Below are 22,925 nucleotides of genomic sequence, written 5' to 3' on the forward strand. Positions count from 1 at the left end.
TCCTTCTGAAAGAGGAAAAAAGGTGCGCAAAAGGCGCGGTGAGGTCGTTAGGCGTTCTCCTTCAATAAGCAGGTTCGTTTAGTACTAGTGTATAGACTCGGGCCGATAAAACAAGCTGACCTACCGCAAGACCATGGCATTTTTATGGCTGAACCCCTAGGGCGTATGGCCCCGGTTCTCCGCGGCGCCGGGCGTGCGTTACGGGGTCTTTCATGGGCGGTTACATACGGAAGTGTTCGCCCAGGTACACGCGGCGAACCGCAGGATCGCCCACGATTTCCTCGGGATGGCCATCGGTGAGCACCTTGCCCTCGCTGATGATGTAGGCGCGGTCGCAGATGCCCAGCGTTTCGCGCACGTTGTGGTCGGTGATCAGCACGCCGATGCCGCGGCCCTTGAGGAAGCGCACGATGCGCTGGATCTCGATGACGGCGATGGGGTCCACGCCGGCAAAGGGCTCGTCCAGCAGGATGAAGCGCGGACTGGTGGCCAGCGCGCGCGCGATTTCCACGCGGCGTCGTTCACCGCCCGACAGCGAGATCGCGGCGTTGCTGCGGATGTGCCCGATCTGCAGCTCTTCCAGCAGGGACTCCATCTGCTCGTTGATCTTTGCGGTCGACAGGGGGCGGCCATCGGGGCCGACTTGCAGCTCGAGCACCGCGCGGATGTTCTGTTCCACCGTCAGGCGGCGGAATACCGAGGCGTCCTGCGGCAGGTACGAAAGGCCCATGCGCGCGCGCTTGTGGATCGGCATCGCGGTGATGACGGCGCCGTCGATTTCGATCCGGCCGGCGTCGGCCGGCACCAGGCCCACGATCATGTAGAAACTGGTGGTCTTGCCCGCGCCGTTGGGACCCAGCAGGCCGACGACTTCGCCGCTGACCACGGACAGGGACACGTCCTGCACGACGGTGCGGCCGTTATAGGTCTTGCGCAGTCCGGTTGCGCGCAGGCTGCCCTGCTTGACGCCCGAAGGGGCGGAGGTCACGGGGGTCGGCACTGAAGGTTGGTTCATCGTGGCTGCGATTGGTGTTGCGTGGGAAGCGCTTCAGCGCCCTTTCTTGGCTGCCTGCTGCTTGCGGCATTCGGCGACGGCGGCGTCCAGCTTGGCGCGGGGTTCGGCCAGGGATCGCACCCGTCCGCCCGCCGCGGCGGAGTTGGGACCGCCCTGCGCTTCATAGGTGCCGCTTTTCTCGTTGTAGCGTACCCGCTCGCCCCGAATGGTATCGAACGGTTTCCCACAGACGTAGCGGATCACCACCGCCTGGCCGATGAGGTCGAAAGTGCTTTTGGTGCCGTCGTATTCGGCGCGCAGGCCCTTGCCTTCGATGAGTTCGAAGTTCTCCGGCCGTTCCTGGCGGATGGTGACCACCTTGCCCTTGTTGGCGGTGGCCGTGCCGTACTGGTTGCCCTGCGCATCTTCGTTCATCTGCAACGTGTCGGACGTCAGCGTCATCAGGCCGCGCGTCATGTTGACGTTGCCGGTGAAGACGCTTTGCTTCTTCACGTCGTCGTAGTGCAGCGTGTCCGACAGGATGAGCGTGCTGGGCTCTTCGGCCGGCGTGGCCGCCTTCGGTTCCGCCGCGTATGCGGGCGCAAGCGCGCCGGCCGTCAACAGCACGGCGCCCATCAGGCGGGTCGTCGGGGCAAGGAGGGTCCGGAGGTCGGTCATGGTTTTTTCTGGTCAGTGTTGTTGGCTGGAATCTCGGTGCGGCGCTGCTGTCTGCCTTCCGAACCGGCGATTTCCACATCGGTCGATGCCGAAACCTGCAATTGGCGCGTCTTGTTGTTGTAATGCATGCCCGTGCCCGTCATGCGCGAACGGCCCTTCAGGACCACCGCCGGCAGGTCGGTATAGACGACGTCGTCATCGGGCAGGATGATGAGCTGCTGGCTGCGCACGTCCAGCATGTCGTTTTCGGCATCGGGCTGGCGCAGCACATGGGCATCGCCGTCCATGACGATGCGCTTGCCGCCTTGCTCCATCACGGCCGTCTTGGAGACGGCCACGGTGATCGGGTTGGTTTCGCGCTGGCCCACGGCGCGCGGCGTCGTGACGTGATACGAATCGTCGTCGGGGAAGTGCTCCATGTACTCGCCTTCCAGGCGGTTGATGGGCTTGCCCGTGGGATCGGTGCGCAGCATCACGAAATTGCGCGACCAGGAGTCCATTTCATGGGTGACGCGGCGCGGCGGGTCGACCTGGATGGCCCGTTGCGCGTAATCGGCCGCCCACCACGAACTGGTGACCAGCACCAGCAGCAGGAACAGCGCAATCAGGGAGGGAAAACGTTCTTTCATCGGGTGCGCCGCGAGGGCGTAGTCCTGGTGGGTGCGATCACTGGATGGCCCCGGGGCCCAGCAGCCCGGGCGAGGCCAGGAACGCGCCAAGGCGTCCTTGCGAGGCCAGCAGGAGATCGCAGCATTCACGAACGGCCCCGCTTCCGCCCGGCAGGGTCGAGACCCAGTGGGCTGCCTGGCTGACGTAGCCGGGGGCGTTCGGCACGCTGGCCGCAAAGCCCGCGCGCTGCAAGGCCGGCAGGTCGATGATGTCATCGCCCATGTAGCCGGTTTGATTCAGTTGGACACCCGAACGCTGCGCAAGTTCGGTCAGGGCGGTTCCCTTGTCTCGCACCCCCTGCATGACCTCGGCGATGCCGAGCTCGGCCGCGCGCCGCGCGACAATGGGGCCGGAGCGGCCCGTGATCAGCGCCACCTTCAGGCCGCTTTCCATCAGCAGCCGCATCCCGTGGCCGTCCAGGGCGTGAAAACGTTTTTGCAGTTCGCCGCCTTCGCCGTAATACAGGCTGCCGTCGGTCAGGACGCCATCCACGTCGAACACCATCAGGCGCACGGCCGCGGCGCGTTCGCGCACGATGGCGGGGATACGGGCAAGCACCAGCGCTTCGGCCGGGTGATTCACGGAAGCAGAGAGGTTCATAGTCATACCACTTTAGCGGCCATCAGATCATGCATGTGCAACGCGCCGACCAGCGCGCCGTCATTGTCCATCACCAGCATGTGATTGAGCCGTAGTTCGTCCATCTGCCGGGCGGCTTCGACGGCCAGCGCCTCGGGATTGATGCTGCGCGGCGAGCGCGTCATGCCCGACTCGACGGTCAGGCTGCGGATGTCGCCATGCCGCGCGATGAGACGGCGCAGGTCGCCGTCGGTGAAGATGCCCAGGGGATGGTGCTGCGCGTCGGTCACGACCGTCATGCCCATGCCCTTGGACGACATGACTTCCAGCGCCTGCGACACCGGGGTGCCGGCCAGGACGATGGGCAGCGCATTGCCCTGGCGCATGACGTCGCGCACGTGGGTGAGCAAACGGCGGCCGAGCGCGCCGCCCGGGTGCGAGCGGGCAAAATCCTGCGGCCCGAAACCGCGCGCCTCCAGGCAGGCGACGGCCAGGGCGTCGCCCAGGGCGAGCGCGGCCGTGGTGCTTGCGGTGGGCGCCAGGTTGAGCGGGCACGCCTCCTGGGCCACGCTGGCGTCCAGATGGATGTCGGCCTGGCGCGCCAGTTCGGACTGCGGGTTGCCGGTGATCGCCACCAGCCCGGCGCCCATGCGGCGCACCACCGGCAGGATGGTGAGGAGTTCCTCGCCCGAGCCGGAGTACGAAATCGCGATCAGCACGTCGTCGCGGGTGATCATGCCCAGGTCGCCATGCACGGCTTCGGCGGCGTGCACGAAGAAGGCCGGGGTGCCCGTGGAGGCCAGCGTCGCGGCGATCTTGCGGGCGATGTGTCCCGTTTTTCCGATGCCGCTCACCACCACGCGGCCGCGGCACGCCAGCAGCATGTCCACGACCTGCGTGAAGCTGTCATCCAGCCTGGCGGACAGGTCCTGCAGGCCCTGGCTTTCAATTTGGAGCGTTCTGCGCGCAGATGCCAGCGCGGTGGCGGACGATGGGGTGGGATGGTCGGTCATGGGCGGATTTTAATCGCAGTATGCTAGTTTGCCCCGGCCAGGGGCGTATGGCATGCTGGCGAGTCTTTCAACGGCTTTCAAACTTTCTTTCCAGGCCCGCTCCATGTCCAGCATTCCCAGTCCCGTCCTTGGCACGCCACTGTCCCCCCTGGCTACCCGCGTCATGTTGCTGGGTTCCGGAGAATTGGGCAAAGAGGTCATCATCGCCCTGCAGCGGCTGGGCGTGGAGGTCATTGCGGTGGATCGGTATGCCGACGCCCCTGGCCACCAGGTGGCGCATCGGGCGCATGTGGTCTCGATGACGGACCCGCAGGCCCTGCGGCAGATCATCGAGCAGGAGCAGCCGCACGTTATTGTCCCCGAAATCGAAGCCATTGCCACCAGCCTGCTGGTGGAACTGGAAGCGGCCGGCGTGGCGCGGGTCACCCCGACCGCCCGCGCGGCCCAGCTCACCATGAACCGCGAGGGCATCCGCCGGCTGGCGGCCGAGACCCTGGGCCTGCCCACCTCGCCGTACCGTTTCGTGGATACCGAGGAAGAACTGCGCCAGGCCACCGAAGGCGACATTGGCTATCCGTGCGTCATCAAGCCGGTCATGTCGTCCTCGGGCAAGGGCCAGTCCGTCATCAAGAGCGCCGACGACGTAGCGTCCGCCTGGCGTTACGCCCAGGAAGGGGGGCGGGTCGGGGGCGGCCGCGCCATCGTCGAGGGCTTCATCCGCTTCGACTACGAAATCACGCTCCTGACCGTGCGCGCCCGGGGCGCCGACGGCCAGGTCGAGACCCGCTATTGCGAGCCCATCGGCCACAAGCAGGTCGACGGCGATTACGTCGAAAGCTGGCAGCCGCACCCCATGTCGCCCGCGGCGCTCCAGCGTGCCCGGGAAATCGCGCTGGCCGTGACGTCCGAACTGGGCGGGCTGGGCATTTTTGGCGTGGAGCTCTTCGTGGCCGGCGACCAGGTCTGGTTCTCCGAGGTCAGCCCCCGTCCGCACGACACCGGCATGGTCACCATGATTACCCAGGTGCAGAACGAATTCGAGCTGCACGCCCGCGCCCTGCTTGGGCTGCCGGTGGATACCAGCCTGCGCCAGCCGGGCGCCAGCAGCGTCATTTACGGGGGCGTGGAGGCTGCCGCGGTCTCGTTCCACAACGTGGCCGAAGCCCTGGCCGAGCCGGGCACCGACATCCGGCTCTTCGGCAAGCCCGAATCCTTCGTCAAGCGCCGCATGGGCGTGGGCCTGGCCGTGGCCGAAGACGTCGCCGCCGCCCGCGCCAAGGCCAAGCGCGTGTCCGCCGCCGTGACCGTCAAGGCCGGCTGAACCCCAGTCCGCACCCGCCGGGAGGGGGGCAAAAGCCCGCCCTGATCCCGCGATAACGCCACCCGCCCGCCGGCCGGTGGCGTTTTTTTGCGCCCGTTTCCCCCGGAATGTGTTGTAAGCCTGTCACGTTCGACGGCTAATTTGGGCTGCCTGCCGCCTGAATCGCCGTCGCTTGCGTGCTTGCCCCTGTGCGCAGTGTGGTTTGCGCTTTCTCATCGTTTGTTCGATAATTTCAGAAATTCCTGAAATCAACGTAACGGCATGTGTCGTTCCGCGATTCATCGTGTTACAGGTTGACCCTCATGGCGCTTTCCCCCCAGATCGAACGTTTTGTCCTGCACTTCGGTGAAATGGGCAGCCGCTGGGGCGTGAATCGCACGGTCGGCCAGATCTACGCCCTGCTGTTCCTGGCGCCCAAGCCGCTCAACGCCGACGACATCGCCGAGGGCCTGGGCTTCTCGCGCTCGAACGTCAGCCTCGGATTGAAAGAGCTGCAATCCTGGCGCCTGGTCAAACTGATCCACCAGGTGGGCGACCGCCGCGACTACTTCGAGACTCCCAAGGACGTCTGGGAGATCTTCCGCATCCTGATGGAAGAAAAGCGCAAGCGCGAAGTCGATCCCACCCTGACCCTGCTGCGCGACACCCTGCTGGAGTCGCCGTCCGGCGCGGACGAGGCCTACGCGCAACAACGAATGACCGAAATGCTGGAGCTCATCGAACTGTCCACCGGGTGGTTCGACGAGGTTCAACGACTGCCGCCAGAAACCCTCCAAAGCCTGATGAAACTTGGTTCCAAGGTGCAGAAGGTGCTGGGCTTTGCCGGCAAATTGCGAGGCAAGGGCTGACCCGCCACCCCTCGATTTTTCAGGAAACCCCTATGAAGTTGTATGCATCGCCCCTAACATGGCGCGGTAGACGGCCTGGGAACCATGCCGGTTGCCGCAGCGCGTCGACGCTTTGGGAGCAGCCTCATGATTGATCTCGATGTCGTGAACCTGTCGCGGTTCCAGTTCGCCGCGACCGCGCTCTACCATTTCATCTTCGTCCCCCTCACGCTTGGCCTGTCGTTCATGCTGGCCATCATGGAAAGCGTGTATGTCATGACCGGCCGCGCCATCTGGAAAAAGATGACGATGTTCTGGGGCACGCTGTTCGGCATCAACTTCGCGTTGGGCGTGGCGACCGGCGTGGTGATGGAGTTCCAGTTCGGCATGAACTGGTCCTACTACAGCCACTACGTGGGCGACATCTTCGGCGCGCCGCTGGCGCTTGAAGGGCTGATGGCGTTCTTCCTGGAAGCCACCTTCGTCGGCCTGTTTTTCTTTGGCTGGAACCGCATGTCCAAGGTCAGCCACCTGGTGGTGACCTGGCTGGTGGCCTTCGGCACCAACTTCTCCGCGCTGTGGATCCTGATCGCCAACGGCTGGATGCAGAACCCGGTCGGCGCCGTCTTCAATCCCGACACCATGCGGATGGAAATGACCGATTTCGCCGCGGTCATCTTCAACCCCGTCGCGCAGGCCAAGTTCGTGCATACGGTCAGCGCCGGGTATGTGGCGGGCGCCATGTTCGTCATGTCGATCAGCGCGTGGTATCTGCTGCGCGGCCGCCATATCGACCTGGCCAAGCGCTCCATGGCGGTGGCTGCCAGCTTCGGCCTGGCCGGCGCGCTGTCGGTGGTGGTGCTGGGCGACGAAAGCGGCTACCTCACCACCGAGCACCAGAAGATGAAGATCGCGGCCATGGAATCCATGTGGCACACCGAGCCCGCGCCCGCGTCCTTCAACCTGATCGCGATCCCGAACCAGGCCGAGCGCCGTAACGACTTCGCCATCGAGATTCCCTACGTGATGGGCATCATCGGCACCCGTTCGCTGACCACGCCGCTCCTGGGCATCAACGACCTGATCCTGCGCGCCGAAAATCGCATCCGCGACGGCATCGTGGCCTACGAGGCCCTGCAGAAGATCCGCGCCAATCCCAAGGACATCGATGCGCGCATGGTGTTCGACCGGACCTGGCCGGACCTGGGCTACGCGCTGCTCGTCAAGCGCCACCAGCCTGACATCAGCAAGGTCACCGAGGCGGACATCAAGCAGGCCGCCATCGATACCGTGCCGACCGTGGCGCCGCTGTTCTGGGCGTTCCGCATCATGGTCGCGGTGGGCATGTACCTGATCCTGTTCTTCGGCGTGGCGTTCTGGCTCGCCTCGCGCGGCCGCCTGGACAGCCGGCCCGGCCTGCTGAAGGTGGCGCTGTGGAGCCTGCCGCTGCCCTGGATCGCCATTGAAAGCGGCTGGTTCGTCGCCGAGTATGGCCGCCAGCCCTGGGTGATCGAAGGCGTGCTGCCGACCTACTACGCGGCGTCTGGCCTCACGATGACCGACCTGGTGGTCAGCCTGTCGATCTTCCTGGTGCTGTACACCGTGCTGCTGATCATCGGCGTCAAGGTGATGCTGCATGCCATCAAGGCCGGACCCAAATCCGACGGACCGGCGCCTGGCGCCGCCGCCGCCGATCCTGTCCACGCCGCCGTGCGCGCCTGAAGGGAGAGACGCAAATGGATACCCTTATTCCTATCGACTACGGCACGCTGCGCGTCGTGTGGTGGGTGCTGCTGGGCGCCTTGCTCATCGGCTTTGCCGTCATGGACGGCTTTGACCTGGGCGTGGCCGCGCTGCTGCCGGTGGTCGCCAAGACCGACGCCGAGCGCCGCATCGTCATCAACGTGGTGGGGCCGGTCTGGGAAGGCAACCAGGTCTGGCTGATCACCGCGGGCGGCGCCATCTTCGCCGCCTGGCCCTTGCTGTATGCCGCGTCGTTCTCCGGCTTCTATCTGGCGATGATGCTGGTGCTCATTGCGCTGATCCTGCGGCCGGTGGGCTTCAAGTACCGGAGCAAGATGGAAGGCACCCGCTGGCGCAACCGCTGGGACGCCGTGCTGTGCTTCTCGGGCGTGGTGGCGTCGCTGGTGTTCGGCGTCGCCATGGGCAACATCATCCTGGGCGTGCCGTTCACATTCGAGGCGCTGACCCTGCGCCCCGTCTATGAAGGCCACTTCTTCCAGTTGTTCATGCCCTTTGCGCTGCTCGCTGGCGTGCTGAGCGTGGTCATGCTGGCGATGCACGGCGCGGTGCTGCTCGCCTGGCGCACGGACGATCCCGTCTCGTCGCGGGCCCGCAACTGGGGGCGCCTGTGCGCCTTGCTGACCGCCGCGCTCTTCGTGGCCGGTGGCTTCTGGGTGGCGGGCGGCGTGCCGGGCCATGCGATCACCAGCGCGGTCGACATGGCCGCGCCGTCCGATCCCATGCTCAAGACGGTGTCGGTCCAGACCGGCGCCTGGATGGCCAACTACGCGAAGTGGCCGTGGATGTGGATCGCGCCCGTCCTGGGCGTGGCCGGCGCGGTGCTTGCGGCCCTGCTGCTGACCGTGCGCGCCAACGTGCTGGCGTTCCTGTCGTCGTCGGCCTCGATCGCCGGCGTGATCCTGACGGTGGGCTTCTCGCTCTTTCCGTTCATCATGCCCTCGTCGACCAATCCGAAGGCCGGCCTGACGATCTGGGACGGATCTTCCAGCCACCTGACGCTGTGGATCATGGTGATCGCAGTCGCCGTCTTCCTGCCCATCGTGACCGTCTACACCGGCTGGGTGTATCGCGTCATGCGCGGCAAGGTCACCCATGATTCGGTGGGCGACACGCCCAACTCGTACTGATAAAGGAGCCTGCTCCATGTGGTATTTCTCGTGGATTCTCGGCCTGGGCCTGGCGTGCGCATTCGCCATCCTCAATGCAATGTGGTTCGAGCTGCGCGAGGGTCATACGCATGACCCGCGTGCCAGCCGCGACGACGAGTGAGCGGCGGCGCAAGCAGCCTCGAGCACGATCCGTCCGCGTCCCTGCAGAAGCCGCCGCGCGAGCAGTCGCGGTGGCTGATGGGACTGGCCAGGACAGCGCGCTTTCCGCTGATCCTGGCCGGCGCCGCGCCGCTGGTCGGCGGGGCCCTGCTGGTCGTCCAGGCATGGCTGCTGGCCAGCGTGCTCGATTCGGCGATCGTCGGCCAGGTGCCGAGGCATGAACTGCTGGGCGGCATCCTCGGCATTGCGGCGCTGATGCTGCTGCGCGCCTGCATCGCCTGGGCGGGCGAGCGCGCCGGCGCCGATGCGTCCGAACGGATCAAGCGCCATGTGCGCCAATCGCTGTTCCAGCGGCTGGTGCGCAGCGGACCGTACTGGAGCCGGGGCAAGGCGTCGGGCGAACTGGCGAGCGCGGTGGTCGACCAGGTCGAGGCGCTGGACGGTTTCTTCGCCAAGTATCTCCCCGCCATGGCCGCCGCCGCCATGCTGCCGGTGGCGTTCTCCGTGGTGCTGCTGCCCATGGATGTCGTCGCCGGCCTGGTCCTGCTGATCACGGCGCCGCTGATTCCGCTGTTCATGGCGCTGGTGGGGTGGGGCGCGCAAGGCGCCAGCCGCCGTCACCTGCGCGCCTTCGCGCGCCTGTCGGGCTTTTTCGCGGACCGGCTGCGCGGCCTGTCCACGCTCAAACTGTATGGACGCGCCCAGGCCGAGGCCCAGTCCGTCGTGGCCGCCAGCGATGCGCTGCGCCAGCGCACGATGTCGGTGCTGCGCATCGCGTTCCTGTCGTCGGCCGTGCTGGAATTCTTTGCCGCCCTGGGCGTGGCGGGCGTTGCTGTCTACATCGGCCTGACCTACCTGGGATTCCTGGACGTGCGCTGGTCGCCGCTGACCTTGCAGGCCGGGCTGTTCTGCCTGCTGATGGCGCCGGAGGTCTACGCGCCGCTGCGCCAGTTCGCGGCCCATTATCACGACCGCCAGACGGCGCTTGCCGCCGTCACGCAGATCGCCGTCCTGTTCGACGGCCTGCCCCAGTACGCCGGCGATGAGGCCGCCAAGGCGGCCGCGCCCACCGCCGCGCCCGTGCACGCCAGCCAGGGCGCCGGCCTTGTCATGACCGGCCTGCGCGTCGAGGCGCCGGGCCGCGGCCACGCGGTGCTGTCCGACGCCGCATTCACGCTGGCGCCGGGCGAGCACGTGGCGTTGATGGGGCCCAGCGGCGCCGGCAAGACCACGCTCATCGAAGCCATCGCGCGCCTGCGGCCGGCCGGCGGCGATATCCGCATCGACGGCCTGCCCCTGGCGCAGTGGGAAGAAGGCGCCTTGCGCCAGCGCGTGGCGCTGATCGGCCAGCGGCCCCAACTGCTGGCCGGGTCCATCGCCGACAACATCCGTTTGGGCCGTCCCGGCGCCACGGACCTGCAGGTGCAGGACGCCGCGCGCCGCGCCTGTGTGCTTGAATTCGCGCAAGACCTGCCGCAAGGGCTGGACACCCCGCTCGGCAGCCGCGGCCATGGCCTGTCCGGCGGACAGGCGCAGCGCGTGGCGCTGGCCCGCCTGTTCCTGCGCGACCCTGGCCTGATCCTGCTGGACGAGCCCACCGCGCACCTGGACGAGGCCACGCAGGCCCGCGTCCTGGACGAAATCCTGGAATTTGCCGCCGGCCGCACCTTGCTGCTGGCCACGCACGCGCCGGCAGTCGCCGCCCGGTTCGGCCGGGTGGCGCGCGTTGCGCACGGCGCTGTGGAAGACGCATGAAAAACCTGTTGCTGCTCCTGCCCCTGTACGCGCGCCGTAAAAGCGGGCTTTTGCTCGCATTGTTCTGCGCGCTCGCCACGGTGGCCGCGGGTGTGGGCCTGCTTGGCGTGTCGGGCTGGTTCCTGACGGGCGCGTTCCTGGCCGGCGCCGGCAGTGTCTTCAATCTGTTCGCGCCCTCGGCGCTGGTGCGTGGGCTCTCGTTCCTACGGATCGTGTCGCGGTATGCGGACCGGGTGGTCGGGCATTCGGCCACGCTGCGCCTCTTGGCCGATCTGCGCGCCATGGTGTTCGCGGCGCTGATCCGGCTGACACCGCGCCAGCTCGCGCGCTATCGCAGCGGCGATCTGGTCGCCCGCATGACGAACGACGTCGACGCGCTGGACACGGTGTTCCTGTTCGTGCTGGCGCCGCTGGCGACGGCGGTCCTCGCGGGCGCCGTGCTGACGGTCGTGCTGGGGCAATGGCTGCCCGCCGCCGCGCTGGTCTTCGCGCTGGCGCTGCTGACGGCGTGCGCGGCGGTGCCCCTGTGGCTGGTGCGCGCGGCGCGCAAGCCGGGCGCGGCGGCGCAGGAAAGCGCGGCGGGGCTGCGCGCCGCCACGCTGGACGCCGTGGATGGCCATGCGGACATGGTGGCGATGCATGCGCAGGACCAGACACTGGCGCATTTCAATGGCCTGTGCGAGGCGAGCGCCCGGGCGCGGCGCAGCCAGGCGCGGGTGGCGGTGCGCGGGCAATGGTTCCTGCAGGTGTGCGCGGGCATTGCGGTGCTGGCGCTGCTGTGGTTCGGCCTGGCCGCGCACGAGGCGGGCCGCATCGAGGGGCCGATCCTGGCCGGCCTGCTGCTGGCTGTCATCGGCATCTTCGAGGTGGCCGGCCCCATCATGCGCGGCGCTTCCCGCATGGGGTCGGCGATGTCGGCGGCTGCGCGCATCCGCGAGATCACGCAGTGCCTGCCCGACATGCAGGATCCGCCCGTGCCGCGTCCGCTGCCCGCCCGCGGCGCGCTGGAACTGGACGGTGTGCGCTTTGCCTACCCGGCGCGCACGCCGGGCGACAGCACCCCGGTGCTGCATGACATCAGCCTGCGCATCGAGCCGGGCGAACGCGTGGCCATTTTGGGCGCCAGCGGCGCGGGCAAGTCCACGCTGCTGCATCTGATCCTGCGGCTCGAGGATCCGCAGGCCGGGCAGGTCAGGTTTGGTGGCTGCGATGCGCGCGAATGCGCGCAGGCGGACTGGCATCGACGGATCGCGCTGCTGTCGCAGGATTCGCCGCTGTTCCTGGGCACGCTGCGCACCAACCTGCTGATCGGCGACCCGGACGCCGACGATGCCACGCTGTGGCGCGCCCTGGACGCGGCCAGGCTGGGCGACTTCGTGCGCGGCCTGCCTGACGGCCTGGACACCTGGGCGGGCGAAACCGGTTCGCAGCTGTCGGCCGGACAGGCGCGCCGGCTGTGCCTGGCAAGGGCGCTGCTGGCGCCGGCCGCCATCCTCGTGCTGGACGAGCCGACCGCGGGGCTGGACGCCGCGGCCGAGTCCGCGTTCTTCGCCGACCTTGAACATGCGGTGCGCGGACGCACCGTGGTGCTGGCGACGCACGCGGCCCTGCCCGACGGCGCGGTGCATCGTCGCCATGTTCTGCGCGATGGAACGTTGCATGACATGTCATCGCAAGCGGCAATCCTGGCTTAAGCGGGGCGGCGCGGTTATAGTTCGCCTTGCTTCAATTCTCTTCAGGGACGCACTTCATGCAGACCGACAACGCCGAGTTCATCCGGCGCACCATCCGCAGCGTTCCGGATTGGCCTCAACCCGGTGTCACCTTCCGCGACATTACGCCGGTGCTGCAGGATCCCCGTGCGTTCCGGGTCCTGATCGATCTCTTCGTCTATCGCTACATGCGCCAGCGCCTGGATCTGGTGGCGGGCGTGGATGCGCGCGGTTTCATCGTCGGCAGCGTGCTGGCCTATGAGTTGAATCTGGGCTTCGTGCCCGTGCGCAAGAAGGGCAAGCTGCCGTATCGCACGGTGGCCGAGGAATATTCGCTGGAATATGGCAACGCGGCCGTCGAAATGCACACGGATTCGGTGCGCACCGGCCAGCGCGTCCTGCTGGTGGACGACCTGATCGCCACGGGCGGAACCATGCTCGCGGCCATCAAGCTGCTGCAGCGCCTGGGCGCCAACGTGGTGGAAGCCGCCGCCATCATCGACCTGCCGGACCTGGGTGGTTCCGCCAAGGTGGCCGCCACCGGCACGCCGCTCTACACGGTCTGTCAGTACGGCGCGGACACGACGCCGTAGCGCGTAGCGCACGGGGAGCGTCCCCGCGCCGGCATGCGCATGGGCATGGCTTATGCGTCTGAAAGCCGGGGCTGGATGAAATCCAGGAAAGCCTTGGTCTTGGCGGGCAGCATGCGCGAGGGCAGCAGCGCAAAGAGGGGCAGGGGAGTCAGGCTCCATTCGGGCAGGACGCGCACCAGGCCCGCTTGCTTGATGGCGCGCTCCATCGCATCGAACACCAGCAGCGGCGTGATGCCCAGCCCATGGCCGGCCAGGCGCCCCAGCATGCCCACATTGTTGGCCGACAGGCGGCCCGATACCTGCACGCGTTCAACCTTGTCGCCTGAATGGAGCATCCAGAAGGAGGAGTCCTCGCGCATCGTCGGCCGCAGGCATTCGTGGTGCGACAGATCCGCCGGCACCCGCGGTTCGCCGTGGCGGGCCAGGTAGTCGGGGGAGGCGTAGAGCTGGTGCGCCATCAGCACGATCTTGCGCGAGATCAGGCTGGAATCGGGCTGCTGCCCGAAACGCAGGATCAGGTCGAACGGATTGCTGATGGGGTCGATCGGGCGCATGCTCAGATCGAAGTCGCACTCGATGTCGGGATGCTGTTCGCGGAACTCGCGGATCACGGCGGGCAGGAACAATTGCGCCAGGCTGCTGGGCAGCGAGATGCGCAGGCGGCCCTTGGGCTGCACCGCCATGTCGAGCAACTGGTCGTGCGCGATGCGCGCTTCTTCGACGATGTGCCGGCAGCGCTCGAAATAAATGGCGCCCGCCTCGGTGAGATCGATCTTGCGCGTGCTGCGATTGAGCAGGCGCATGCCCACGCTGCGTTCCAGTTCGCTCACGCGGCGCGAGAGCGTGGACGTCGGGATATTCAGGGCCTCGGCGGCGTGGCTGAAGTTCTTGCGCTTGGCGACCTCGACGAATAGCGCGATGTCGTTAAGCTGAATGTCCATGGGGCCCTCGAGACTCAAAATTCCATTGCTGGCAGATTTGTATGATAAATGGAATTATTGTCCCGCCAGCAGAAATGTCTATTTCTCCACACTGCATATCGCTTGCATCGCGTGGCAGCGTCATCTCCCGTTACCCAGCTTGCCGAAAACTGAACGCCGGCAAGGCTTGCCGCCACGGGGCGCCAGGCGGAAGCGCCCGGGAAGTGCGCAGGAAGTGCGCAAGTCGGGACGGATACGACTTGAAATTGTCCCATCCGTGCAAATATGTTCACCAAAATAAGGGTTTTTACTAGGCCCGGATCGCCAGATACTTCGTCCCAGCAATCAAATTGTCACATCGGCGCTGTCAGCCTGGCAGATGGCGATGCGCACGTTTAGGATGGAGTCATCTCAATGAAAGTGAAAGCCCTAGCTACCGCACTCATGGTTACCGCCACTCTGGCAGGCATGTCCGCCGCTCACGCCGATGGCAAGACGCGTGAACAGGTGCAGCAGGAATTGCAGGCCGCCAAGGCGGCAGGCACCGTCACGTTTGGCGAACTGGACTACCCGCCGGCCGTGGCCCAGACCACCAGCCTGTCGCGCGAACAGGTCCAGCAGGAGCTGCAAAGCGCCAAGGCCGCGGGCCAGGTGACGTCCTCCGAACTGGACTATCCGCCCAAGACCGTGGCGCCGGCCGGCGGCAAGAGCCGCGAGCAGGTCCTCCAGGAATTGGCCGACGCCAAGGCGCGCGGCGAATACACGTTCGGCGAGCTGGACTACCCGCCCCAAGGACGCTGATCCACGCGCCGGCAGTCCAGACGCCCGGAGAGGTCACCGCACGAACCCCTTGTGACGCCAAGGGGTTTTTTGTTCCCGCGGGTTCGCCCCGTCCACGGCAGTGTGGCTTTTACGCCGCACAAACTGTTCCGCAGGCAGCACTACTCTTGTCGGCCAGAACGATCCCGGCGCATCCTTGCAGGCAAGGCTTCGGGTTTTGTGAGTAAAAATTCGTATTCGTTATCAACGCGTTAGCTGGATTCTTCAAGTACGGGGCGCGTTCAGCAACCCGTCATTATCCCAACCGTGGAAAGTAGTTCGTCGAAATGCTGGTTACTGCGGCGCGCTGCAAGCTGGACACTAGCTTCAGTGCATGCGCCGCTCGATCGATTGCAGCGGCATGCAGGATCGCGCCGTGGGTCGCGGCGCCCTGCAATGTGCCTTTCATCTCGCCATTTTGGGGATTCAAATGAAGAAGACGTTTTTGGCCGTCGCGTTGCTGACGGGCTTTGCCGGCGCCGCGCAAGCCGCCGATTCCGTGACGCTGTACGGCTTGATCGACGCCGGTGTCGGTTACGAAAAAGTGAAGTTCAAGGGCGATTCGCAGAGCCGCTTCGGCGGCGTGCAGGGCGTGAGCAGCGGCTCGCGCTTTGGCCTGCGCGGTACGGAAGACCTGGGCGACGGCCTGCGCGCCGTGTTCACCCTGGAAGGCGGCTTCGGACCCATGAACGGCAAGTCGCTGCAAAGCAACCGCCTGTTCGGCCGGCAGGCCACCGTGGGCCTGGACAGCGATTCCTGGGGCCGCCTGGAATTCGGCCGCCAGACCAACCTGGCCTCCAAGTACTTCGGCTCGATCGATCCGTTCTCGACCAGCTACAACACCGCCAACATGGGCACCACGTTCGGCAGCGCCAACACGATGCGCCTGGACAACATGGTGCTGTACCAGACCCCCAGCCTGAGCGGCTTCAAGGCGGGCATCGGCTATTCGTTCAGCGCCGACGACACCGTCAGCGACACGACGCAGACCGGCTTCGCCACGGGCAACAATAACCGGGTGATCACCGCCGGCGTGCAATACGTCAACGGCCCGCTGAACCTGGCCGCGTCGTATGACCGCTTCAATCCGTCCAACAACCGCGTCGGCGGCAAGGATGCGGCGCGCATCCAGGAATACATCGTCGGCGGTACGTACGACTTTGAAGTGGTGAAGCTCGCGGCCGCCTTCGGCCAGACGCGCGACGGCTGGTTCGTCGGCCAGAACATGGGCACCACCCCCGACGGCATGAACACCCTGGGCTCGTTCAAGCTGGCTGATGGCTTCCGCGCCAATTCGTACATGATCGGCGCGACCGTGCCGATGGGCCGCCATGCCGTGTTCGGTTCGTGGCAGCGCGCGACCGCCAGCAACGACAAGCTGACGGGCGACGATGCGACGTTCAACGTCTACAGCCTGGGCTACACCTACGACTTCACCAAGCGCACCAACCTGTACGCGTACGCCTCCTACGGCGACAACTACGCGTTCCAGCACGACGCCACCGACACCGCTGTCGCCGTCGGCGTGCGCCACCGTTTCTAAGCGACGGAACGTCCGGCTGGACCTTGCTGAATGCGCGGCCCATTCTCCGTGGGCCGCCGAGTGACAGCGAACCCCCCCCTGATTGGGTTCGGCCGGGCGTGACTTGAGCACAGAAGGGAAGGGCCTCCGCAAGGAGGCCCTCTCGCTTTCTGGCGCCGGCGCTACAGGAACAGCTTGTAGGCCGGGTTGTCGGTCTCGTTCCAGTGCGGATAGCCCAGCTCGGCCACGAAGCTGCGGAACTGTTTCTTGTCCGCGGGTGGCACCTGGATGCCGATCAGGATGCGGCCATAGTCCGCGCCCTGGTTGCGGTAGTGAAAGAGGCTGATGTTCCAGTCGGGATTCATCGCGTTCAGGAAGCGCATCAGCGCGCCCGGACGCTCGGGGAATTCAAAGCGGTACAGCAGTTCGTTGCGCGCCAGCGCCGACCGCCCGCCCACCATGTGGCGCAGGTGGGTCTTGGCCATTTCGTCGTGGGTCAGGTCCAGCGTGTCGAAGCCGTGGCGGCGGAAGTTGGCCGCGATCTTGTCCGGTTCGGACGCGGACGAGACCTGGATGCCGACGAACACGTGGGCGCGGTCCGCATCCGAGATGCGGTAGTTGAACTCCGTGACGCTGCGTTCGCCGACCAGTTCGCAGAAGCGGCGAAAGCTCCCGCGCTGCTCGGGCATGGTGACCGCGAAGACGGCCTCGCGCATCTCGCCGACCTCGGCGCGTTCGGAAACGAAGCGCAGGCGGTCGAAGTTCATGTTCGCGCCGCAGGCGATGGCGACCAGCGTCTTGTTCTTCAGGTGGTGCTCGGCCGCGTATTGCTTGGCGCCGGCCACGGCCATCGCGCCAGCCGGTTCCAGCACGCTGCGCGTGTCCTGGAAGACGTCCTTGATGGCGGCGCAGATCGCATCCGTGTTGACCACCACGTAATCGTCCACATACTTGCGGGCCAGCTTGAAGGTTTCGGCGCCCACCATCTTGACCGCCGTGCCATCCGAGAACAGGCCCACGTCGTTCAACTGCACCCGCCGGCCCGCACGCACGCTGCGCAGCATGGCGTCGGAGTCCTCGGTCTGCACCCCGATGATCTTGATCTCGGGACGAAGCTGCTTGATGTACGCCGCCACGCCGGCGATCAGGCCGCCGCCGCCGATCGCCACGAAGATCGCGTCGATGGGGCCCGGGTGCTGGCGCAGGATCTCCATGCCTACCGTGCCCTGGCCCGCGATCACGTCGGGGTCGTCGAAGGGGTGGACGAAGGTGAGTTTTTCTTTCTTTTCCAGCACCTGCGCATGCGCGTAGGCGTCCGAGAAGCTCTCGCCCGCCAGCACGACCTCGCCGCCCAGCCGGCGCACCGCGTCGATCTTGACCTGCGGGCTGGTCGTGGGCATGACGATCACGGCGCGGCAGCCCAGGCGGCTGGCCGCCAGGGCGACGCCCTGGGCGTGGTTGCCGGCCGAGGCCGCGATGACGCCGCGATTGCGCGCCGCCGGGCTCAGGTTGGCCATCTTGTTGTAGGCGCCGCGCAGCTTGAAGCTGAAGACCGCCTGCGTATCCTCGCGCTTGAGCAGCATCGTGTTCGACATCCGCTGGGACAGCAGCGGCGCCACCTCCAGCGGCGATTCGACCGCGACGTCATAAACCTTGGAAGTCAGAATGCGTTTCAGATAATCAGTGGACATGGGCCGCGCGACTGGGCAAGAGTGAGGACTGGCCGAGATTATTGCAGGGAATGCGTGTCGCCTTCCCGGTTTCCCGCGGCTACACTGCCGCCACCATGGAAGAAAGTCTCCTATCCGCAGTCAATTGGCTCCTCGGCGTGCTGGCCCTGCCCTCGGTGGGCCTGCCGGCCATCTTCACCGTCTCGCTCGTGTCCGCGACGCTGCTGCCGCTGGGCTCCGAGCCGGCGGTGTTCGGGTACATCAAGCTTTCGCCGGACATGTTCTGGCCCGCCATCCTCGTGGCGACCCTGGGCAACACCGTGGGCGGGGCCATCAGCTACGCCATGGGGTTGGGCGCGGAAAAGGCGGTCGAGCGCTGGAAGGAAAAGCACCCCCATCCGCATCCCAAGGCGACCGAAGGCGGGCGCATGCGCGGCCGCTGGCACGAGCGCGCCCACGACCTCCTGCACCGGATGGGGCCGCCCGCGCTGCTGCTGTCCTGGCTGCCCGCGGTGGGCGATCCCCTGTGCGCGGTCGCCGGCTGGCTGCGCCTGTCCTTCTGGCCTTGCGTGCTCTACATGACGATCGGCAAATTCATGCGCTATCTGTTCATGACGGCCGGACTGCTCTGGTTCTTTCCCGGAAAAATCTAGCGCTGACGCCGTGCTTAAAAGGGGACGGTGCATGCCGTTCCGATAGCGCCTTTGGACGGCTTGGCAGGGATATTAGGGGTCAAGTCGGGACAATGGCATAAAATACTTTTTTAAGGGCCCCCTCTTGCCGCCATGAACGCCCCTCTCGCCAGCCACATCTTGAACGGGGCGATGCCGCCCGCAACACCCGCGCGCTTGCGCGAAATCCCCTACAACTACACGTCGTTTTCCGACCGCGAAATCGTGGGCCGGCTGCTGGGCGAAGACGCCTGGAGCCTGCTGACCGACCTGCGCGGCGAACGCCGCACCGGCCGTTCGGCCCGGATGCTGTACGAAGTGCTGGGCGATATCTGGGTCGTGCGTCGCAACCCCTATCTGCAGGATGACCTGCTCGACAACCCCAAGCGCCGCAAGCAGCTCATCGAAGCCTTGCATCACCGCCTGGGCGAAATCGACAAGCGCCGCGAGCCCGGCGCGCCCGCCGAAGCCGGCCACGATCCGCATCGCGACGAAAAGGTCGTCGGGCTGCTGGCCCGCGCCCGCTCCGCCATCGCCGCCTTCGAAGGCGAGTTCGACCAGACCGCCATGATGCGCAAGCAGGCGCAGAAGGTGCTGGGGCGCATCACGGCGCGCGACAACATCAAGTTCGACGGCCTGTCGCGGGTGTCGCACGTGACGGACGCGACGGACTGGCGCGTGGAGTACCCCTTCGTGGTGCTGACGCCGGACAGCGAAGACGAGATCGCCGCGCTGGTCACCGCCTGTATCGAACTGGGCCTGACCATCGTGCCGCGCGGCGGCGGCACCGGCTATACCGGGGGCGCCATTCCGCTGACCTGGAAGTCGGCGGTCATCAACACCGAGAAATTCGACAAGCTGGGCAAGGTCGAGTCCTGTATCCTGCCCGGCCTCACCGAGCCCGTGGCCGTCATCCATGCCGGCGCCGGCGTAGTCACCAAGCGCGTCTCCGAAGCGGCCGAGGCGGCCGGTTTCGTTTTCGCCGTGGACCCGACCTCGGCCGAGGCCTCCTGCGTGGGCGGCAACATCGCCATGAACGCCGGCGGCAAGAAGGCCGTGCTGTGGGGCACCGCGCTGGACAACCTGGCCTGGTGGCGCATGGTCGATCCGGACGGCAACTGGCTGGAAGTCACGCGCCTGGACCACAACATGGGCAAGATTCATGACGTGGACGTGGCCCGTTTCGAGCTCAAGTGGTTCGACGGCAAGGGCAAGCCCGGCGAACGCCTGCTCAAGACCGAGACGCTGGAGATCCATGGCCGCGTCTTCCGCAAGGAAGGCCTGGGCAAGGACGTCACCGACAAATTCCTGGCCGGCCTGCCCGGCATCCAGAAGGAAGGCTGCGACGGCCTCATCACCTCGGCGCGCTGGGTGCTGCACCGCATGCCGCGCCACACGCGCACGGTCTGCATGGAGTTCTTCGGGCAGGCGCGCGACGCCATCCCGTCGATCGTCGAGGTCAAGGGCTACCTGGACGGCGAGGGCAAGGCGCGCGGCGCCATCCTGGCCGGCCTGGAGCATCTGGACGAACGCTACCTGCGCGCCGTGGGCTATGCCACCAAGAGCAAGCGCGGCGTCCTGCCCAAGATGGTCCTGATCGGCGACATCGTCGGCGACGACGAAGACGCGGTCGCCGCGGCCGCCAGCGAGGTCGTGCGCCTGGCCAACACGCGCCACGGCGAAGGCTTCGTGGCCGTCAGCCCCGAGGCGCGCAAGAAGTTCTGGCTGGACCGTTCGCGCACCGCCGCCATCGCCCGCCACACCAACGCCTTCAAGATCAACGAAGACGTCGTGATCCCGCTGCCCCGCATGGGCGAATACACGGATCACATCGAGCGCATCAACATCGAGCTGTCCACCCGCAACAAGCTCAAGCTCCTGGGCGAGCTGGACGCCTACCTGTGCGCGCCCCTGCCCGTGGGCAAGGTGGACGACACCGACATCGAGGCCACCCGCGCCGAAGCGCTGGCCGAGCGGACGCGCCAGGCGATGGAACTGCTGGCCGCCACGCGCCAGCGCTGGCAGTGGCTGCTGGACAACCTTGACCTGCCGTTGGGCGACGCGCTGCCGCAGCTCGACGGCCTGGGCCTGGGCGACCTGCGCGACACGCTGACCGCGCGCCTGGCGGCGCAACCGGAGGCCCGCGTCTTCGAAGTGGTGCAGGACCGCACGATCCGCGTCTCCTGGAAGACCGAGGTCCTGGCCGGCCTGCAGCGCGCCTATTCGGGCGCCGCCTACAAGCAGATCGTCGACGAGCTCGTCGCCATCCATGGCCGCGTGCTCAAGAGCCGGGTATTCGTCGCGCTGCACATGCACGCCGGCGACGGCAACGTGCACACCAACATCCCGGTCAACTCGGACGACTACGAAATGCTGCGCGAGGCCCACGCGGCCGTCGAGCGCATCATGCAGATCGCCCGCGACCTGGACGGCGTGATCTCGGGCGAGCACGGCATCGGCCTGACCAAGTACGAGTTCCTGACCGAGGCCGAGCTGGCGCCGTTCCAGGACTACAAGCGGCGCGTGGACCCCAACGGCCACTTCAACGCCGGCAAGCTCATGCCCGGCGCCGACCTGCGCCACGCCTGGACGCCCAGCTTCAACCTGATGGGCCACGAGTCGCTGATCATGCAGCAGAGCGACATCGGCGCCATTTCGGAGTCGATCAAGGACTGCCTGCGCTGCGGCAAGTGCAAGCCCGTGTGCGCCACCCATGTGCCGCGCGCGAACCTGCTGTATTCGCCGCGCAACAAGATCCTGGCGACGTCCCTGCTGGTGGAAGCCTTCCTGTACGAAGAGCAGACCCGCCGCGGTGTCAGCCTGAAGCACTGGGAAGAATTCGAGGACGTGGCCGACCACTGCACCGTCTGCCACAAGTGCTACAACCCCTGTCCGGTCGATATCGACTTCGGCGACGTGTCGATGAACATGCGCGCCGTGCTGCGCCGCATGGGCCGCAAGTCGTTCAACCCGGGCACGGCCAGCGCCATGTTCTTCCTGAACGCCAAGGATCCGGCCACCATCAACGCCACCCGCAAGGCCATGGTGGGCGTGGGCTACAAGGTCCAGCGCGCCGCGCACGACCTGTTCTCGGGCCTGGTGAAAAAGCAGACCGCCAAGCCGCCGGCCACCGTGGGCAAGCCGCCGCTGCGCGAGCAGGTGGTGCACTTCGTGAACAAGAAGATGCCCGGCGGGCTGCCCAAGCAGGCCGCGCGCAAGCTGCTGGACATTGAAGACGCGAACTACGTGCCGATCATCCGCGATCCCAAGGCCACCACGGCCGACACGGAAGCGGTGTTCTACTTCCCCGGTTGCGGCTCCGAGCGCCTGTTCTCGCAGGTGGGCCTGGCCACGCAGGCGATGCTGTGGCATGCGGGCGTGCAGACCGTCCTGCCGCCGGGTTACCTGTGCTGCGGCTATCCGCAGCGCGGCAACGGCATGACGGACAAGGCCGAGCAGATCATCACCGACAACCGGGTCCTGTTCCACCGCGTGGCCAACACGCTGAACTACCTGGACATCAAGACCGTGGTGGTCAGTTGCGGCACCTGCTATGACCAGTTGGCGGGGTATGAATTCGAGAAGATCTTCCCGGGTTGCCGCCTGATCGACATCCACGAATACCTGCTGGAAAAGGGCATCAAGCTGGAAGGGGCCAAGGGCGTGCGCTACATGTACCACGACCCCTGCCACACGCCCATGAAGCTGCAGGAGCCGATGAAGACGGTGCGTGCGCTGGTGGGCGACGGCGCGGTCAAGAGCGACCGCTGCTGCGGCGAATCGGGGACGCTGGCGGTCAGCCGGCCCGATATCTCCACGCAGGTGCGCTTTCGCAAGCAGGAAGAGCTGCTCAAGGGCGACGCCGCGATCCGCAGCGACGGCTTCACGGGCGACGTGAAGGTCCTGACCTCGTGCCCGTCGTGCCTGCAGGGCCTGTCGCGCTACGAGGGCGACACCGGCATGGAAGCCGACTACATCGTGGTCGAGATGGCGCGCCACATCCTGGGCGAAGGCTGGATGGAAGACTACGTGCGCCGCGCCAACGCGGGCGGGATCGAACGGGTCCTGGTCTAAACCCGACAGGTCTTTCGTGCGAATGAAGCCGCGGCCAGCGATGGCCGCGGTTTTTTTTCGCCCTTCCGCGCCCCTC

Annotated in this window: 19 protein-coding genes; 12 read left to right on the forward strand and 7 right to left on the reverse strand. The window is 66.5% G+C overall.

Going from position 1 to position 22,925, the window contains the following annotated elements; all coding sequences use genetic code 11:
• Positions 1-220: 220 nt before the first annotated feature.
• Genes lptB through BXA00_RS11020 form a run of 5 tightly spaced genes read right to left on the reverse strand, consistent with a single transcriptional unit; the run spans position 221 to position 3,933 of the window.
• Complete coding sequence (gene lptB / locus BXA00_RS11000) at positions 221-1,015, reverse strand: LPS export ABC transporter ATP-binding protein (RefSeq protein WP_076518525.1); 795 nt, start codon at positions 1,013-1,015, stop codon at positions 221-223.
• Positions 1,016-1,048: 33 nt separating this feature from the next.
• The gene (gene lptA, locus BXA00_RS11005; protein WP_076518526.1) at positions 1,049-1,672 is read right to left on the reverse strand and encodes a lipopolysaccharide transport periplasmic protein LptA; all 624 of its coding nucleotides are present in this window, start codon (positions 1,670-1,672) and stop codon (positions 1,049-1,051) included.
• A complete protein-coding gene (gene lptC, locus BXA00_RS11010) occupies positions 1,669-2,301 on the reverse strand; it encodes an LPS export ABC transporter periplasmic protein LptC (protein ID WP_076518527.1) in 633 nt (210 codons plus the stop codon). The genes lptA and lptC overlap by 4 nt, the downstream gene beginning before the upstream one ends.
• A 37-nt stretch (positions 2,302-2,338) precedes the next feature.
• Positions 2,339-2,947, reverse strand: a complete 609-nt coding sequence (locus BXA00_RS11015) for an HAD family hydrolase (protein ID WP_083714241.1) — start codon at positions 2,945-2,947, stop codon at positions 2,339-2,341.
• Positions 2,944-3,933: an SIS domain-containing protein gene (locus BXA00_RS11020; protein ID WP_076518529.1), complete on the reverse strand. Its 990-nt coding sequence runs from the start codon at positions 3,931-3,933 to the stop codon at positions 2,944-2,946. Before BXA00_RS11020 ends, BXA00_RS11015 begins: the two co-directional genes overlap by 4 nt.
• A 103-nt stretch (positions 3,934-4,036) precedes the next feature.
• On the opposite strand from BXA00_RS11020, the gene purT reads away from it, so the two are divergent.
• The 8 genes from purT to BXA00_RS11060 all read left to right on the forward strand — a co-directional run bounded on the left by purT (position 4,037) and on the right by BXA00_RS11060 (position 13,173).
• Entirely contained in the window at positions 4,037-5,254 is a 1,218-nt protein-coding gene (purT, locus tag BXA00_RS11025) for a formate-dependent phosphoribosylglycinamide formyltransferase (RefSeq protein ID WP_076518530.1), read from the forward strand.
• Positions 5,255-5,556: 302 nt separating this feature from the next.
• On the forward strand, positions 5,557-6,102 hold the full coding sequence (locus BXA00_RS11030; RefSeq protein WP_076518531.1) for a GbsR/MarR family transcriptional regulator: 546 nt from the start codon (positions 5,557-5,559) through the stop codon (positions 6,100-6,102).
• Positions 6,103-6,228: 126 nt separating this feature from the next.
• Complete coding sequence (locus BXA00_RS11035) at positions 6,229-7,803, forward strand: cytochrome ubiquinol oxidase subunit I (protein ID WP_076518532.1); 1,575 nt, start codon at positions 6,229-6,231, stop codon at positions 7,801-7,803.
• 14 nt (positions 7,804-7,817) lie between these two features.
• On the forward strand, positions 7,818-8,972 hold the full coding sequence (cydB, locus tag BXA00_RS11040) for a cytochrome d ubiquinol oxidase subunit II (RefSeq protein ID WP_076518533.1): 1,155 nt from the start codon (positions 7,818-7,820) through the stop codon (positions 8,970-8,972).
• 16 nt (positions 8,973-8,988) lie between these two features.
• Positions 8,989-9,114 carry a cytochrome bd-I oxidase subunit CydX gene (gene cydX, locus BXA00_RS11045; RefSeq protein ID WP_043546919.1) on the forward strand — a complete coding sequence of 42 codons (126 nt, stop codon included), beginning with the start codon at positions 8,989-8,991 and terminating at the stop codon, positions 9,112-9,114.
• Complete coding sequence (gene cydD / locus BXA00_RS11050) at positions 9,111-10,868, forward strand: thiol reductant ABC exporter subunit CydD (protein WP_076518534.1); 1,758 nt, start codon at positions 9,111-9,113, stop codon at positions 10,866-10,868. The genes cydX and cydD overlap by 4 nt, the downstream gene beginning before the upstream one ends.
• Positions 10,865-12,562: a thiol reductant ABC exporter subunit CydC gene (cydC, locus tag BXA00_RS11055; RefSeq protein ID WP_076518535.1), complete on the forward strand. Its 1,698-nt coding sequence runs from the start codon at positions 10,865-10,867 to the stop codon at positions 12,560-12,562. The genes cydD and cydC overlap by 4 nt, the downstream gene beginning before the upstream one ends.
• 56 nt (positions 12,563-12,618) lie before the next feature.
• Positions 12,619-13,173 (forward strand): adenine phosphoribosyltransferase, encoded by a 555-nt coding sequence (locus BXA00_RS11060; protein WP_056319625.1) that lies wholly within the window; start codon positions 12,619-12,621, stop codon positions 13,171-13,173.
• A 50-nt stretch (positions 13,174-13,223) separates the two neighbouring features.
• Here BXA00_RS11060 and BXA00_RS11065 read toward each other — a convergent pair whose 3' ends face one another.
• On the reverse strand, positions 13,224-14,114 hold the full coding sequence (locus BXA00_RS11065; protein ID WP_076518536.1) for a LysR family transcriptional regulator: 891 nt from the start codon (positions 14,112-14,114) through the stop codon (positions 13,224-13,226).
• A 393-nt stretch (positions 14,115-14,507) separates the two neighbouring features.
• Here BXA00_RS11065 and BXA00_RS11070 point away from each other — a divergent pair, with 393 nt between their 5' ends.
• Together BXA00_RS11070 and BXA00_RS11075 are read left to right on the forward strand one after the other, a co-directional pair.
• Positions 14,508-14,894 carry a DUF4148 domain-containing protein gene (locus tag BXA00_RS11070; protein ID WP_076518537.1) on the forward strand — a complete coding sequence of 129 codons (387 nt, stop codon included), beginning with the start codon at positions 14,508-14,510 and terminating at the stop codon, positions 14,892-14,894.
• A 448-nt stretch (positions 14,895-15,342) separates the two neighbouring features.
• Positions 15,343-16,455 (forward strand): porin, encoded by a 1,113-nt coding sequence (locus BXA00_RS11075; RefSeq protein ID WP_076521906.1) that lies wholly within the window; start codon positions 15,343-15,345, stop codon positions 16,453-16,455.
• Positions 16,456-16,616: 161 nt separating this feature from the next.
• Here BXA00_RS11075 and ilvA read toward each other — a convergent pair whose 3' ends face one another.
• Positions 16,617-18,125 carry a threonine ammonia-lyase, biosynthetic gene (ilvA, locus tag BXA00_RS11080; RefSeq protein WP_076518538.1) on the reverse strand — a complete coding sequence of 503 codons (1,509 nt, stop codon included), beginning with the start codon at positions 18,123-18,125 and terminating at the stop codon, positions 16,617-16,619.
• A 95-nt stretch (positions 18,126-18,220) separates the two neighbouring features.
• On the opposite strand from ilvA, the gene BXA00_RS11085 reads away from it, so the two are divergent.
• Positions 18,221-18,757, forward strand: a complete 537-nt coding sequence (locus BXA00_RS11085) for a YqaA family protein (protein ID WP_076521907.1) — start codon at positions 18,221-18,223, stop codon at positions 18,755-18,757.
• 132 nt (positions 18,758-18,889) lie between these two features.
• Complete coding sequence (locus BXA00_RS11090; protein ID WP_076518539.1) at positions 18,890-22,849, forward strand: FAD/FMN-binding oxidoreductase; 3,960 nt, start codon at positions 18,890-18,892, stop codon at positions 22,847-22,849.
• Positions 22,850-22,925 lie beyond the last annotated feature (76 nt).

Origin of the sequence: Achromobacter sp. MFA1 R4, from assembly GCF_900156745.1 — a bacterium.
Classification (GTDB): domain Bacteria; phylum Pseudomonadota; class Gammaproteobacteria; order Burkholderiales; family Burkholderiaceae_B; genus Achromobacter.

Excerpts from the sequence above, each read along its gene's own strand:
- cydX (WP_043546919.1), top strand. The coding sequence starts at position 8,989 with ATGTGGTATTTCTCGTGGATTCTCGGCCTGGGCCTGGCGTGCGCATTC.
- BXA00_RS11015 (WP_083714241.1), bottom strand. The coding sequence starts at position 2,947 with ATGACTATGAACCTCTCTGCTTCCGTGAATCACCCGGCCGAAGCGCTG.
- BXA00_RS11085 (WP_076521907.1), top strand. The coding sequence starts at position 18,221 with ATGGAAGAAAGTCTCCTATCCGCAGTCAATTGGCTCCTCGGCGTGCTG.
- BXA00_RS11035 (WP_076518532.1), top strand. The coding sequence starts at position 6,229 with ATGATTGATCTCGATGTCGTGAACCTGTCGCGGTTCCAGTTCGCCGCG.
- lptC (WP_076518527.1), bottom strand. The coding sequence starts at position 2,301 with ATGAAAGAACGTTTTCCCTCCCTGATTGCGCTGTTCCTGCTGCTGGTG.
- BXA00_RS11060 (WP_056319625.1), top strand. The coding sequence starts at position 12,619 with ATGCAGACCGACAACGCCGAGTTCATCCGGCGCACCATCCGCAGCGTT.
- lptB (WP_076518525.1), bottom strand. The coding sequence starts at position 1,015 with ATGAACCAACCTTCAGTGCCGACCCCCGTGACCTCCGCCCCTTCGGGC.
- BXA00_RS11020 (WP_076518529.1), bottom strand. The coding sequence starts at position 3,933 with ATGACCGACCATCCCACCCCATCGTCCGCCACCGCGCTGGCATCTGCG.
- BXA00_RS11075 (WP_076521906.1), top strand. The coding sequence starts at position 15,343 with ATGAAGAAGACGTTTTTGGCCGTCGCGTTGCTGACGGGCTTTGCCGGC.
- BXA00_RS11070 (WP_076518537.1), top strand. The coding sequence starts at position 14,508 with ATGAAAGTGAAAGCCCTAGCTACCGCACTCATGGTTACCGCCACTCTG.
- purT (WP_076518530.1), top strand. The coding sequence starts at position 4,037 with ATGTCCAGCATTCCCAGTCCCGTCCTTGGCACGCCACTGTCCCCCCTG.
- BXA00_RS11065 (WP_076518536.1), bottom strand. The coding sequence starts at position 14,114 with ATGGACATTCAGCTTAACGACATCGCGCTATTCGTCGAGGTCGCCAAG.
- cydC (WP_076518535.1), top strand. The coding sequence starts at position 10,865 with ATGAAAAACCTGTTGCTGCTCCTGCCCCTGTACGCGCGCCGTAAAAGC.
- BXA00_RS11090 (WP_076518539.1), top strand. The coding sequence starts at position 18,890 with ATGAACGCCCCTCTCGCCAGCCACATCTTGAACGGGGCGATGCCGCCC.
- lptA (WP_076518526.1), bottom strand. The coding sequence starts at position 1,672 with ATGACCGACCTCCGGACCCTCCTTGCCCCGACGACCCGCCTGATGGGC.
- cydB (WP_076518533.1), top strand. The coding sequence starts at position 7,818 with ATGGATACCCTTATTCCTATCGACTACGGCACGCTGCGCGTCGTGTGG.
- ilvA (WP_076518538.1), bottom strand. The coding sequence starts at position 18,125 with ATGTCCACTGATTATCTGAAACGCATTCTGACTTCCAAGGTTTATGAC.
- BXA00_RS11030 (WP_076518531.1), top strand. The coding sequence starts at position 5,557 with ATGGCGCTTTCCCCCCAGATCGAACGTTTTGTCCTGCACTTCGGTGAA.